The sequence below is a fragment of the Bradyrhizobium sp. Ken51 genome, assembly GCF_055807435.1.
Map to the genome: position 1 here is coordinate 46393 of NZ_JBVVPB010000034.1, position 13562 is coordinate 59954.

The window sequence follows — 13562 nt, forward strand, 5'->3', positions numbered from 1 at the left end:
GGCAGCAACCATGAAGATGACCGGCAACACGATCCTCATTACCGGCGCCACCAGCGGCATCGGCCGCGCATTGGCCGAGGCTTTCCACGACCGCGGCAATCGCGTCATCGTTACCGGGCGACGGCAGTCCTTGCTCGATCAGATCACCGCTGAACGCCCGGGCCTGATCGGCCTGACGCTTGACCTCGCCGATCCCTCAAGCCTGCCGCGCTTCTCGGCCGAAATCCGAGCAAGCTTTCCCAGGCTCAACGTGCTGATCGCCAACGCTGGCATCTCGCGGCCGGAGGACATGACGGCAGACGGCTGGGACGCCGCGGACGCGGAAGCCATCGTCGCGACCAACATTCTGGGCGTGCTGCGCGTCACCGCGGCGATCCTGCCGCTCCTGAAAGGGCAACCGAACGCGACGATCATGGCGACCAGCTCGAACCTCGCCTTCGTGCCCGCGCTGACTTCCCGGCCTACTGTGCCAGCAAGACGTTCCTGCACTCCTGGCTTCAGTCGCTGCGGCGTCAGCTTCGCAAGATCCCCGTCGAAGTGCTGGAGCTCGCACCGCCCTATGTGCGGACCGAACTCACCGGCTCGCAACAGGCGAGCGATACGCGCGCGATGCCGCTTCCCGCCTATATCGCTGAGGTCATGCAATTGCTGGAGTCGCGGGTCCATCCCGGCGGCGAGGTGCTGGTCGCGCGCGATCGCGCCCGGCACTGGTCGAGCGCGACGGCCGCTACGAGGCCACCTTCGCGGCTATGAACCCGAGCTGACACAGCGTCCCGAAACAAGTTCGCCCGGGAACGGCTATCCATTCCCGGGCGATCAATACCTTACCGTCGCGAGGGCCTAGGCTAGTTCGGCACCGCAGCCTTCAGCGCCGGCTTGGCGGCGACGGCATTTGCGGTTTGGCCGTGCAGGAAGTCGTAGGCCGTATGCAGGGCCTTGTCGTCTTTCGCTTCCGGCGGGACATAGGACTGCGATCCGGTCTGCTCGGTGCCATCGGCCGCCTGGAGATGGCCGCGCATCTGGGACTCCGCCATGGTGTCCATCCGGCCCTTCAGCTCGGGCGGCACGTCCTGGAGGATCTCGATGTCGGGCGCGATGCCCTGGGCCTGGATCGAGCGGCCCGAGGGTGTGTAGTAGCGCGCCGTGGTCAGCGCCAGCGCGCCGTTGCCGGTGCCGAGCGGAATGATGGTCTGCACCGAGCCCTTGCCGAACGAGCGCGTACCGATCAGCGTGGCGCGCTTGTGGTCATGCAGCGCGCCGGCCACGATCTCCGAGGCCGAGGCCGAGCCGCCATTGACCAGAACCACCAGCGGCTTGCCCTTGGTGAGGTCGCCACCATGCGCGGTGAAGCGCTGGGTCTCTTCCGGATTGCGGCCGCGGGTCGAGACGACCTCGCCACGCTGCAGGAACGCGCTCGACACCGACACGGCCTGGTCGAGCAATCCGCCCGGATTGTTGCGCAGGTCCATCACGTAGCCCACCAGCTTCTCCGGCGGAACGTCCTTGGAGATCGATGCGATCGCCTTCTTCAGGCCATCGGTGGTCTGCTCGTTGAACGAGGTGACGCGGATATAGCCGATATCGCCATTCTCGACGTGGAAGCGCACTGGGCGCACATGGATGATCTCGCGCTTGATCGCGACGTCGAGCGGGGCGTCGGCCCCCTTGCGCACGATCGTGAGCTTGGTCTGGGTCTCGACCGGCCCCTTCATCTTGTTGACGGCCTGCTCGAGCGTCATGCCCTGCACGGCATCGCCATCGATCTTGCTGATGAGGTCGCCCGACATGATGCCGGCCTTGGACGCCGGCGTGTCGTCGATCGGCGAGACGACCTTGACCAGCCCCTCCTCCATCGTGACCTCGATACCGAGCCCGCCGAACTCGCCGGAGGTGGTCTCCTGCATCTCGGTCCAGGCCTTGTCGTTCATGTAGCGCGAGTGCGGATCGAGCGAGGTCACCATGCCGGTGATCGCGCCTTCGATCAGCTTGGCATTGTCGGGCTTCTCGACATAGCTCGCCTTCACCCGCTCGAACACTTCGCCGAACAAATTGAGTTTGGAATAGGCGTCATCCGCCCTCGCTGCCGCCCGTGCCGCCCATACGCCGCCATGCGGACTGGCTACCAAAAGGGTCAGACACGCTCCAGTGAGCGCGCCCAGTGGAAACAGCAGGGTTTTCCGCATGGATAGGCTGGCCTTTTTGCTTCGCGGTTCGGTGGGGCTGGGGAGCCGCCATCCAAATGGCGATCCAGCCTGCTTCTCACAATACCATTCCGGTTTCTTCAAGGCCGGGATGCCACGCCGGCGGGTACCCCGTAAAAATCCCTTCGTCCGGACCTAAACTTTCGGCAACGTTGCAGGACCCGGTATGAGCGCAGCGGGACGGCCGGCCGGCCCACGCCTTGCAGCCATGCCATTTTAGGATGGTTTTGGCGACGCGGACGGGTTAGGCGATGAGGTAAGGCTTCAAATTCTCGGGAGGATAACAATGAACGAAGCACCCCGCATCCAAGCGGAAAGGAACGTCGAGCTCGGCGCCAGCACCGAGCCGTTCCAGAATCTGCATGAATTCATCCGGAAAGCGCGTTCCAACCTCAACCAGAATGCCTGGGATTATATCGTCGGCGCAGCCGAGACCGAGACCACGATGCGTCGCAACCGCATGGCGCTGGACGAGATCGCCTTCCGCCCGCGCGTGCTGCGCGATGTCCGCAAGGTCACAGGTTCGGTCGAGCAGTTCGGCCGCAAGATGCGCCTGCCGGTGGTGCTCGCCCCCGTCGGCGCGCTCGAGATCTTCGACCCGGATGGTGCGGCGAGCGTAGCGCGCGCCTGCGGCACTTTCGGTGCAGCGCACATGCTCAGTTCGGTGTCCGAGCCCGGCCTCGAAAAGACCGCCGAAGCTGCGCCCGACGCCCTGCGCCTCTACCAGCTCTATGTGCGCGGCGACGACGCGTTCGTCGCCGACGTCGTCAGCCGGGCCGAGAAGAATGCCTATGCCGCCTTCTGCCTGACCGTCGACACCGCTCATTACAGCCGTCGCGAACGTGACATCGCCAAGCGCTACGTTCGCGAGAGCCGCCTGCGCGCCACCGGCGGCGATTACCAGAAGGGTCTGGAGTGGCGGACGGTGAAGATGATCAAGGACAAGTTCAAGATCCCGCTGATCCTCAAAGGCATCGCGACGCCGGAGGACGCGCTGATCGCGATCGATCACGGCGTCGAATGGATTTACGTCTCCAACCATGGCGGCCGTCAGCTCGATCACGGTCGCGGCGCCATGCATGTTCTGCCCGAGATTGTCGACGCCGTGAACGGCCGCGCCAAGATCATGGTCGATGGCGGTGTCTGTCGCGGCACCGACATCGTCAAGGCGATCGCGGCGGGCGCCGACCTCGTCGGCATCGGCCGGCTGCAATGCTGGGCGCTGGCGGCGGCCGGCGAAGCCGGCGTGGCGCGCATGCTGGAGCTGCTCGAGGACGAAGTGCTGCGCTGCCTCGGCCTCTTGGGTGCAACCTCGTTCGCCGAGGTCAACAAATCCTGCCTTCATCAGGCGACCGCAACCAACGCGCCCAGCGTGTTCAGCGCGTTTCCGCTGTTCGACCACGAGCCATATCGATACTGAATGAAAGGGTGCAGGTGACATCGCTCTCTCCCGGCAGCGCGGATGCGCTTCTGTTCGATCTCGGCCGCGTGGTGCTCGATATCGATTTCTCCAAGGCCATCGCCTGCTGGTCGGGACATGCCGGCTGCAAGCCCGAATCCCTCGTCGCGCGCTATGTGCGGGACAGCGAAGCCTATCGGTTGCACGAGATGGGGAAGATCAGCGATGAGGACTATTTCGCCTCATTGCGAGCCTCGCTCGGAATCGGCATTTCGGACGCGCAGTTCCTGGAAGGCTGGAACGCGATTTTCGCCGGCGAAATGCCTGACATCGCCGAGCTGCTGCCGCGGGCAGCGAAGCAGATGCCGCTCTACGCTTTCTCCAATACCAACCGGCCGCACGTGGACCATTTCTCAAGGGAATATGCCGACCTCCTCGGCCATTTCCGCGAGCTCTATTTGTCGTCCAGCATCGGCTTGCGCAAACCGGATGCGGAGGCCTTCGACCACGTCGTTGCAGCGATCGGCGTACCCGCCGGGCGCATCGTGTTCTTCGACGATCTTGCCGAAAACATCGAGGGAGCGCGGGCGCGCGGCTTGACGGCCGTGCATGTGACTTCGCCGCGTGACGTCGGGAACGCATTGAAGGCATTGGGCATTTGACGAGGAGCCCTTGTCGCGAAACCCACGGCGGCACGGCCCGACGGGACCAATTTTGAAGGAATTGAGGAACCCGATCACTTTGTGCATTTTTGTACAGAGTTCCGGGAACGGAATACCGCCTTCCGGACTCTTAGAGTCCGTTGGGACTTCTACGGACGGATGCATCATCGTGCTGGGCAAAACCTACCTCACCAAGCAAGCCTCTCTTCTTCTTGAATTCGCCAGGACAACTTCAGATTCGGACCTTTCCGCCAAGCTTGTGAGCAAGGCCGCCGACCTGAAATCCCAAGCCGATCCGCTACCCGACAAGGATCAAGGACCCAAGGCGCCCGACGTAACTCCCGGGCAGGCAGGGAGCTGATCGATACAGGCCGGGGGGCGCACGTCGTTCTCGTCTTACCATGACCACTATCCTGCCGATCTGTAACCTCCTTCGGATCATGGCGCGACGCGCTTGATCCCGGCTTCCGGAACAACATGAAGCGGCGGGAATGACTGCGCCCGTTCAGCCGTTTTTGCCTCCGCGCCCGCGCTCGGCTAGAAGACTTGCGGAACATTCGCCCGAACGTGCCGAGCAGGAGTTTTCGCCGTGGCCTTGATGCCGGTTTCTGACGCGCTTGCCGCAGTGCTGGCGGGTGCAGAGCCGCTGCCGGAAGACATGATTTCCCTCGACGAGGCCTACCATCGCGTGCTCGCGCGTGACGTCGCGGCGCGACGTACGCAGCCGCCGCAGGCGATGTCCGCGATGGACGGCTACGCGGTGCGCGCGGCCGATGCCGCGACGATCGATTCGGAGCTCACCGTCATCGGCGAAGTCGCGGCAGGCCGACCGTTCGCGGGGACGGTCGGCGCCGGCGAGGCCGTGCGGATCTTCACCGGCGGCGTCGTTCCCGGTGGCGCGGACGCCGTCGTGATCCAGGAGGACACGGTCGCCGCCGGCAAGCGTATCACGATCAAGGAAGCCGCGATCGCCGGACGGCACATCCGTCCCGCCGGCGTCGATTTCCGCGAGGGCGACGTGCTCCTGCGCAAGGGAAGCCGTCTCACCGAGCGCGACCTCGCGCTCGCCGCCGGGATGAACCATCCGCACCTTGCCGTTTTCAGGCGTCCGAAGGTCGCGATTCTCGCCACCGGCGACGAGCTGGTGATGCCGGGCACCACGCCCGGTCACGGCCAGATCGTCTATTCCAACGGCTACGCCCTGCACGCACTCGCCCGCAGGGAGGGCGCCGAGACCATCGACCTCGGTATTGCCGCCGACACGCTGGAGGCCACCACCGCCGGCATCCGCCGCGCCCGCGAGAGCGGCGCCGACATCCTGATCACGACCGGCGGCGCATCGGTCGGCGACCACGATCTGGTCCAGCAGGCACTGAGGGACGAAGGCATCGCGATGGCGTTCTGGAAAATCGCGATGCGGCCAGGCAAGCCGATGATGCACGGTCGGCTCGGCACAATGGGTGTGATCGGCCTGCCGGGCAATCCCGTGTCGTCCTACGTGTGCGCTTTCCTGTTCCTGGTGCCTCTGATTCGCGCCCTGTCTGGCCGTTCTGTGATTCACCATCGCCGTGAAAGCGCCGTGCTCGGCCGCGACGTCGGCGCCAACGACCAGCGCGAGGACTATCTGCGCGCGCATCTGGAGGAGCGTGACGACGGCACACGCGTCGTTCTTCCCGTCAACCATCAGGATTCTTCGCTGCTTGCGAATCTCGCTGCAGCACAGGTACTTCTCGTGCGCGCTCCGTTTGCGCCGAAGGCCGAAGCCGGCACGGCTTGCGAAGTATTGCGGCTCCCCGTCTGAGCGCCTCGGCAACGCGCGTTCCGCGAACTTTGCTCTGTTCACGGTAAATTAAGCAGTTGCGGAACATGTATCGAACATATAGTGTCCGTTCATGATTTGTTTCGAGCATGTAGCGGCATATAGCCGAATTCAGCGTCTCGGAATCGGACGACATCAACCGGGGGACTTTGGTCGAGATGTTAACGCGCAAACAATACGAGCTTCTGCGGTTCATCAGTGAACGTCTGAAGGAAAGTGGCGTGCCGCCTTCCTTCGACGAGATGAAGGATGCGCTCGACCTGCGCTCGAAGTCGGGCATCCATCGCCTGATCACGGCGCTCGAGGAGCGTGGCTTCATCCGACGCCTGCCCAACCGCGCCCGTGCGATTGAAGTCATTAAGCTGCCGGAGCTCCAGGCAGCCGCAGGCAGCCGGCGCGGCTTCACGCCGAGCGTCATCGAGGGCAATCTCGGCAAGGTGCGTGCGAGCTCCAGCCTGCCGGCTGACGAGGGCGAGCGTCCCGTTGCGGTGCCGGTGATGGGCCGCATCGCGGCCGGCACGCCGATCGAGGCGTTGCAGACCCGCAGCCATACCATCAGCGTACCGCCTGACATGCTCGGCTCGGGCGAGCATTACGCGCTCGAAGTGCGCGGCGATTCCATGGTCGAGGCCGGCATTCTTGACGGCGACATGGCACTGATCCAGCGCAACGAGAGCGCCGATACCGGCGACATCGTGGTGGCGCTGATCGACGACGAGGAAGCGACGCTGAAGCGCTTCCGCCGTCGCGGTGCATCGATCGCGCTCGAGCCCGCCAACGCGGCCTATGAGGTCCGCATCCTGCCGCCCAACCGGGTGAAGATTCAGGGCAAGCTGATCGGGCTTTACCGGAAGTACTGATACCGGAAGTGCTTCATACCGGAAGTGCTTGGCGCCTCGCGCGCTTCCACCGGCATCGCCGGTCAGAGATTGGAGCGGATCATCGTCCGCTCCGGCTGGATAGTCGTTCTGGTTCTGCACAGACTATCCGGCCCCTCCTCCGGGGCTGGCTCCTCACGACGCCAACGAAACAGCACGGCTTCAAACAGCACCGCTTCGCGGCTCAAGTGTTCGAGGAAACACCGGCCAGCGATCAAGTTCGACCGCTGCAGCCAAGCCGGCAATATTCGCGCATGCGCCTCCCGAATGCATCGCAACGGGCTTTGTTCCTATTGAATTCGGGAAAGATAATGTGATCGCGGCTTGCAGAAGCCAGCCGCAGATTTGCCCATAACCAAGCAGAGCGTTCGTGCTTCCACTCTGATAGAGGCCTGCGCCTCGATAAGAGACGCGGGTAGCTATCCCAGCATGAGGAGCACCCGATGTGTGACTACAGCCTGCATGCCGTCGCGTCGCGCCCCGCCGAAGTCGGCGAGACGATCGTCACGACAAGCTTCCGCGGCACCTCGACGCGCGGCTTCGCCTCCGCAGCCGATCCGTCTGTTGCCGTCTGCCTGCTGCCAGGAACGGAGCTCGCCTTCGCCGACGACGTCCGCTACGACAATCGCTGGATCTGGACACGCACGATCAATTCCCGCGTGGGTAAGTTCGGCAAGATGGATCCGCACATTCCCGACCGCCATCATGACGCGATCGAATTCCCCGACGGTAAATATGTGCTGGTGACGCAGCTCGTCGAAGGCCAGCGCGCGACCGTGCTGCAGCTGCCGGTAACTCAGTCGGTCGCCGAGCGCGAGCACAAGGTGCAGATTATCGCCGACCGGCAGCCGACCGTCACGCACCTGCCGATCGGCTGACACAGCCGCCTCCGGCTACGAGGTCGGGGGTCAGGATTGAATTGCCATCGCCGGCCGCGGCCGGCGAGATGGTGTGGCTTGCGTCCGCGAAATCCAATCGGATGGACCAAGCCGTTGCACCTCTCCGCCGCACGAAGTTTGAGCCGCCCTGCCTGAAGTTTGAACGTCCGCTTCGCAGCCAAATGACCGATGCTGTCAGGGCTTGAGACGGCGGACACGCTCGATGAAAACCTTCCTTCGCGTCGTTGAACTCTGGGTGCCCGATCGGACGCGCATGCGGCTGGAGTTTGGTGGCGGCCTCTACGACGAAGGGCTGTCCGCGTTCAAGGCCGTCAGCGAAGAGCTGCACTTCGGGTATGACGAGGGACTTCCGGGCAAGGCTTGGGCCGCGGGCCACCCCGTGATCCTCACCAAATTCGCCAACTCCTATTTCAAACGGACCGATCAGGCGCTCGCGGCCGGCCTCACCTGCGGCGTCGCGGTGCCGGTGTTTGCGGGTGAATTCCTGCAAGCCGTCATGGTGCTATTCTGCGGCGACGACGAAGCGCATGTCGGGGCGATCGAGCTTTGGCACAACGACCCAGATGCCTCCCACGAGATGGGGCTCGTCGATGGCTATTGTGGCACCGCCGACATGTTCGAATTCAACTCCCGCCACACTAAATTTCCTCGCGGCTTTGGCCTGCCTGGCCGCACCTGGAAGGCGGGGCTGCCGCTGATCATCAAGGACCTGCACGACGCCAGGAGTTTTCTGCGCTGGGAGGACGCAGCCAAGGTCGGGATCAATTGCGGCGTCGGCGTGCCCTATCGGACCGGCACGGACCAGACCTGGGTCCTGACATTCCTCTCCGCGCAGGCCACGCCGATTGCGCGACGCTTCGAGATCTGGATCCCGAACGAGACCCACTCGGCACTGGTGTTCCGCGCCGGCGATTGCAGCGCGCAGACCGACCTTGCCGCGCTCTATGCGGAAAAATCCATTGCCAGAGGCGAAGGCAGCATCGGCGGGGCCTGGGCGACCGGCATGCCCGCGCTCAACAATGAGCTCGCGCATGACGGCTCGGTCGCCGGTTTCGAAGCCTGCACAGCCGGACTGAGCCGGATGGTGGCCCTGCCGGTCATCGGCAATTCCAGGCTCGACGCCGTGCTGGCCTGGTACTTGTAACCGATCCGATCAATCGTCGGCCTGCAAGTCGGTCTCCGCCGGCGTTGCGTCCTTGGTGCGGGGCGCGGTCGTCTTAGGCGCAAGGCTGCCGTCGAAATCACCCTCGCCGGCGCCGGTCGGTAACCAGGGGCGGCTCGTGCCTCTCGCCCTCACCGCCTGAACCACAAAACCCTCACCACGCTGCGTCAGCGCCAGCGCGCTCTGGCTGGCGAGCCGCTGCCGATCGACCACCATCGCCGCGCAATCGGGCGGCGCGGGACGTGTCGTCACCACCAGCGCGGCCCGACTGCAATCGTCCGCGAGAGCGTCGACGCGCAGTGCCAGCGCGACCAGCCTCCCGTCGGCCAGTGGCGTCACGCAGCCGGATTCGTCACAGGACACGCCATCGGCCAGCGAGGCTCGGCCGGCATCGCGCGGATCCGCGTCGGCAGCGAGCCATTCCTTGAGCAGAAAGCTGTCCTTGCTCGTCCTGATCAGGTGCAGATGTCCGTCCCTGCCCCGCACGGCGACGCTCGCGCCATCCCCGGCAATCAGGATGTCGGGCTGCCGGGACGACAGTCCCCAGAGGATCGCTGCCAGCAGCACCAGGGCGCCGGACCAGCGTAGCGGCGTGCGCAACAAGCCCAGCGCGATGATTCCCAGGCTCGCCGCGATCAGCGGCGCGATCCCGAACGCCGGGATGCGGCCGACCGCGCCCGGCAAAGCCGCGACCCAGCGCGAGACCGCGACCATCCACTCGATGCCGATCCCCATCAGCCACCAGAACACGTTGTCCAGCCCGAACGGCGCCGCAAGCAGCCCCAACAGTCCCGCCGGCATCACCAGCGCCGAGACCACCGGCATCGCGCCGAGATTGGCGAGCACACCGAACGGCGTGACACGGTGGAAATGGAAAGCGGCGTAGGGTGTGGTCGCAAGTCCCGCAATCAGCGAAGCCATGAACAGCATCGCAATCTCGCGGCCACCCCACATCGCGATGCGCGCGGTCGCCGAATGGTCCGGCGAGGCAAACAAATTCGGCATGCCGATCTGCACCAGCGCCACCAGCCCGAGCGTTGCCGCAAACGACATCTGAAATGTGGAATGCGGATTCCCGGTTCGCTTGTTAATTCAAACGCTTACCCTGCCTCCCGAAGCTTAGTCCGGGACTTTTTCCGGGACTCTGCGAGCCGCTCGACCGCTACGGCAACGTCCTCATCCAGCACATGCGCGTATCTCAGGGTGCTCTTAATGTCCCGGTGATTGAGCGCCTTTTGCACCAGCTTGAGGTTACCGCTGTCGCGAAGAAGCTTGGTTCCGAAGTCGTGCCTGAAGTCGTGGAAACGGAAGTCCTTCAGGCCAGAGCCGGCCCGCAGCCGCTGCCAGGCCGTTTTGGCTCCGGTGTAGGTTAGCGGGTAGCGCTGGCCCCTCACCCGGCCAAGCCGCTTATTGCCGTATACGGCCACATAGGTGAAGCAAAACTCCGGGTGCTGCCCCCGCAGCGGAAACAGGATCTCGCGAACCGCTTCCGTGATCGGGAACACCACCCTCCTCTTGCCCTTCCCGAACCTCACGATCTGCCGGGTCCCGAAGTCCACCTCCGCCCACCGCAGCGTCACACATTCTTTGAGACGCATGCCGCTGGCGCGAACGAAATCAAAGAACGGTGCGTAGTCGAGCCGCATCGCTTCGTCGAGCGCATCGGCCTCCTCACCCTTGAGTTCGCGGACTCGCTCCTCCGGCTCTGCCAGCAAAAGCTTGCCCCAGTCAGGTTCATTCTCGAACACCACCTTCTCGGCCTTGGCGAAGGTGAATAGTCGCTGCAGCACCTTGGTCGCCGACCGGTTGACCGTAGCGTTTGAAACCAGCGGCAGGGCCTGCTCCGCTTCCTTAGTACGCTTGCCGCGTCGCGAGACCCGATGCCCACGCCGCCACGCCACAAGCTCCTTAGCCGCCTTGTGGTCGATCTCTGTTAGCGGCTTCTCCTTGCCGAAGTACTCGATCAGCCGTGCAACGTTGGTCTCGGTTGCCTTCGGCTCCGAGTCGTACTGCGCGCTATCGTTCCAGAGGCGGTCGGCAACATCATCAATGGCGAGCGACGCCTTCGAGCGCCGCGTCGCCCGCACCAGCGTCTTGGCTTTCTCTAGCTCTGCAGCCTCGAACTTTTCTGCATCTCGTCTATTCGTGCATTTCGTGCTGCCATGAAACCGATGACCTTCGTGCTGGAAGTCGAATTGGTAATACGGCGAACGCTTGTCACGGTAGACGGACACGGCACTTCCCTCCTGCGGCGGCCTTCAATGAATTCGTTCAGATCCGTCTCGGTGAATCGGCGGCGTGGCCGCTTTTTGCCGAGCCCGACGTTGATGTATCCGATGGCGCCTTCGCTAACGAGGTCGCGAAGATGATCTTCAGTGATGTTAAGCCAGGAGGCCGCCTGCTCGGGTGTGAGCAAACGGTTGTTGTCGTTTGCGGGATTGGGCAAGAGCGCGCCCCTCAGAAATATTGCTCTGCAAACCTCGCCGGCCAATGCCGACGCACGTACCGGTTTTATAACCCGCCGCTTCGCGGCAAATGGGGCGCAAACCTGCTTTGGAGCTGATTTGTAACACTTCGTTACTTACTCCACCGAAGAATGAGCCCGCCCCCACCCCAACAAGCGATTTAGGCAATGGACGGCACTCCGTTTCTCAAGGGAAAGCAACAGCCATAATAAAAAAGCCCCGGACGATGCCGGGGCTTTGATGTTTGATCGTCAGACCGGATCAGTACCTGACGCCCGCACCAGTCCAGTTGAAGCGGTAGACCAGCGAGGTGGAGACCGTCTGGTTCCAGCTGTTGGCGCGGATGCTGTTGCCGGTCGGGAGGTTGCTGCCGTCGATCAATTCGTCCTGCGTCTTGGCGTTGTAGAAGGCCGAACGATACTCGGTCTTCATGAACCAGCCGGGCGAAGAGATGCCGAAGAAGTTCAAGCTATTCTCGACGCCGCCGCCGATGAACCAGCCGTTGCGGTTGTAGCTGTTGAGGTGGGCACCGACCGGGACGCCAGCGAGGTCAGTGAAGTTGGTCTGGCCGAAGTGGGCGCCCGAGTAACCGCCGTTGACGTAGGTGAGAACGTTCGGAGCGGCCAGCCAGCCGAGGCGGATACCAGCGGCCCAAGAGTCTTCCAGCTTCTGGCTGCCGGTGATGCCGAAGATCGGATCCTGGATGGTGGCGCGGATGCTGCCGAACTGACCGTCCGCGAATACACCGGCGACCCAGGTGCCGCTGAACTGCCAGTCGTAGCCAAGGCCAACGGTGCCGAACCAGCCCGAACCACCCTGGCGCTGGGTGATGGTCAACGGCGTGCCGGTGGCCGTATCCACAACGCTCTGGTCAGCATTCGAGAGGCCGCCGCCGCCGCCGCCGAAGATGTAAAAGCCGGTCCAGTTGGCAACCGGAGCCGCCATCGGCGCCTTCACGTAGGGACGGGCGCCAAGGTCAGCGGCTGAGGCCGAACCGGTCATCGCCGCAATGGCGGCCAGCGCGAGCAAAGTCTTTTTCATCTTCATGTCCCCAAGTGGAAGCGGTCAATGTCTGATGGCGGCAATCTAGACTCACGGGCCGAAAATGCTGTAGCTCCGCGGCCACAGTAACGGACAAACGCTCCCGCAATGCTGACAGGCGATGAAGCAAACATACTAGATTTGCTCCGCGATAATCCGGCGGCAATATCCGCCTATCTGACTGAAAAATTTGCGGAAAATGACCCAGGAAAGGCGCGGAACGCGCTTGGCCTGGTCATGAAAGCCCAAAACGTCCAGATATTAGCGCGGGACGCTGGTTTGCGGCGAGACGCTCTCTATAGGACGTTTGGAGGGCGAATCGACCCGCAGCTAAGCCGAATCCTCAGGCTGTTTAGGGCAATAAACGTAAGGGCCTGCGTTGTGCCTGTGTCCGGCACTGACAGCCCAGACGGAGCCGCGGCTCGCCTGAATGAGGCTTTCGCTTGCGTGAATCCGGCGGATGCCATTCGAGGGCTCAGCACCGTCGTAAAGGCGCAGAACGTGACCGCGCTTGCGCTCGAACTCGGGATATTGCGAACGACGGTTTACAAGACATTTGGCGGGAAAGTCGACCCGCAGCTAAGCCGGGTTTTTAGCCTCTTCACCGCCTTACAGGTGAGGTTCGTGATCGAGGGCATGCAGCCCAAGGCCAGGGCTCCTCGTCCCAAACTAGGTCGTCCGCGAAAGATATCCCACGCCTCCCACGACTAGGTGAGCGCGCCTTGGAGACTAGGGAAAAGTTCAATGCGGCTACTGACACTCGGGCAGGACATCTGTAGGAACCTAGCATCACTGCCCGGCTTGCTGTCTTGCTAGCTCCCTCCTTCGAGCTGGCGGAGCGGCCCCAGCCTTGACCCCCCAGGCAATGCAGCCCGGGTCGTCTCTTTTGGTTTGTTGGCCTCTAGTGAGGAGACACGAGAGCCGCCACGCTGAAGGCCACCACACAGGTGGCGGCCAATGTTATTCTGATCTCTTTGGGCATGTCGGCTAACGCCGAGAGTTGAACCGAGTTCCTGGCCGGAGTGCTAGGGCCCAC

Annotated in this window: 11 protein-coding genes and 3 pseudogenes; 9 read left to right on the top strand and 5 right to left on the bottom strand. The window is 63.4% G+C overall.

The window, feature by feature from the left end:
• The first annotated feature begins 16 nt into the window (after positions 1 to 16).
• Positions 17 to 753 (top strand): annotated as a pseudogene (locus AC0L27_RS34815) (SDR family oxidoreductase).
• Positions 754 to 845: 92 nt separating this feature from the next.
• Here AC0L27_RS34815 and AC0L27_RS34820 read toward each other — a convergent pair.
• Complete coding sequence (locus AC0L27_RS34820; protein WP_354059104.1) at positions 846 to 2183, bottom strand: S41 family peptidase; 1338 nt, start codon at positions 2181 to 2183, stop codon at positions 846 to 848.
• 304 nt (positions 2184 to 2487) lie between these two features.
• On the opposite strand from AC0L27_RS34820, the gene AC0L27_RS34825 reads away from it, so the two are divergent.
• The 7 genes from AC0L27_RS34825 (at position 2488) to AC0L27_RS34855 (ending at position 9002) form a co-directional block, all read left to right on the top strand.
• Positions 2488 to 3621 carry an alpha-hydroxy acid oxidase gene (locus AC0L27_RS34825; RefSeq protein ID WP_354059102.1) on the top strand — a complete coding sequence of 378 codons (1134 nt, stop codon included), beginning with the start codon at positions 2488 to 2490 and terminating at the stop codon, positions 3619 to 3621.
• A gap of 8 nt (positions 3622 to 3629) precedes the next feature.
• Positions 3630 to 4262, top strand: coding sequence for an HAD family hydrolase (locus AC0L27_RS34830; RefSeq protein WP_275171250.1), 633 nt, complete (start codon positions 3630 to 3632; stop codon positions 4260 to 4262).
• 169 nt (positions 4263 to 4431) lie between these two features.
• On the top strand, positions 4432 to 4623 hold the full coding sequence (locus tag AC0L27_RS34835) for a hypothetical protein (protein ID WP_275171251.1): 192 nt from the start codon (positions 4432 to 4434) through the stop codon (positions 4621 to 4623).
• A gap of 228 nt (positions 4624 to 4851) precedes the next feature.
• Positions 4852 to 6063 (top strand): molybdopterin molybdotransferase MoeA, encoded by a 1212-nt coding sequence (locus AC0L27_RS34840; RefSeq protein ID WP_354059099.1) that lies wholly within the window; start codon positions 4852 to 4854, stop codon positions 6061 to 6063.
• A gap of 176 nt (positions 6064 to 6239) precedes the next feature.
• Entirely contained in the window at positions 6240 to 6941 is a 702-nt protein-coding gene (lexA, locus tag AC0L27_RS34845; protein WP_106945054.1) for a transcriptional repressor LexA, read from the top strand.
• Between the two features lie 461 nt (positions 6942 to 7402).
• Positions 7403 to 7837 carry a hypothetical protein gene (locus tag AC0L27_RS34850; protein ID WP_354209836.1) on the top strand — a complete coding sequence of 145 codons (435 nt, stop codon included), beginning with the start codon at positions 7403 to 7405 and terminating at the stop codon, positions 7835 to 7837.
• A 223-nt stretch (positions 7838 to 8060) separates the two neighbouring features.
• A complete protein-coding gene (locus AC0L27_RS34855) occupies positions 8061 to 9002 on the top strand; it encodes a GAF domain-containing protein (RefSeq protein WP_473322246.1) in 942 nt (313 codons plus the stop codon).
• A gap of 9 nt (positions 9003 to 9011) precedes the next feature.
• Here AC0L27_RS34855 and AC0L27_RS34860 read toward each other — a convergent pair.
• From AC0L27_RS34860 to AC0L27_RS34875, 4 genes and pseudogenes are all read right to left on the bottom strand, one after another.
• Positions 9012 to 10088 (bottom strand): annotated as a pseudogene (locus AC0L27_RS34860) (ComEC/Rec2 family competence protein); the annotation flags it as partial.
• A gap of 32 nt (positions 10089 to 10120) precedes the next feature.
• A complete protein-coding gene (locus AC0L27_RS34865) occupies positions 10121 to 11254 on the bottom strand; it encodes a tyrosine-type recombinase/integrase (RefSeq protein WP_473322247.1) in 1134 nt (377 codons plus the stop codon).
• Positions 11255 to 11280: 26 nt separating this feature from the next.
• Positions 11281 to 11511 (bottom strand): annotated as a pseudogene (locus AC0L27_RS34870) (helix-turn-helix domain-containing protein); the annotation flags it as partial.
• Positions 11512 to 11746: 235 nt separating this feature from the next.
• The gene (locus AC0L27_RS34875) at positions 11747 to 12526 is read right to left on the bottom strand and encodes an outer membrane protein (protein ID WP_473322249.1); all 780 of its coding nucleotides are present in this window, start codon (positions 12524 to 12526) and stop codon (positions 11747 to 11749) included.
• A 108-nt stretch (positions 12527 to 12634) separates the two neighbouring features.
• On the opposite strand from AC0L27_RS34875, the gene AC0L27_RS34880 reads away from it, so the two are divergent.
• Positions 12635 to 13237 (top strand): addiction module antidote protein, encoded by a 603-nt coding sequence (locus tag AC0L27_RS34880; RefSeq protein WP_473322251.1) that lies wholly within the window; start codon positions 12635 to 12637, stop codon positions 13235 to 13237.
• The last annotated feature ends 325 nt before the right edge of the window (positions 13238 to 13562 follow it).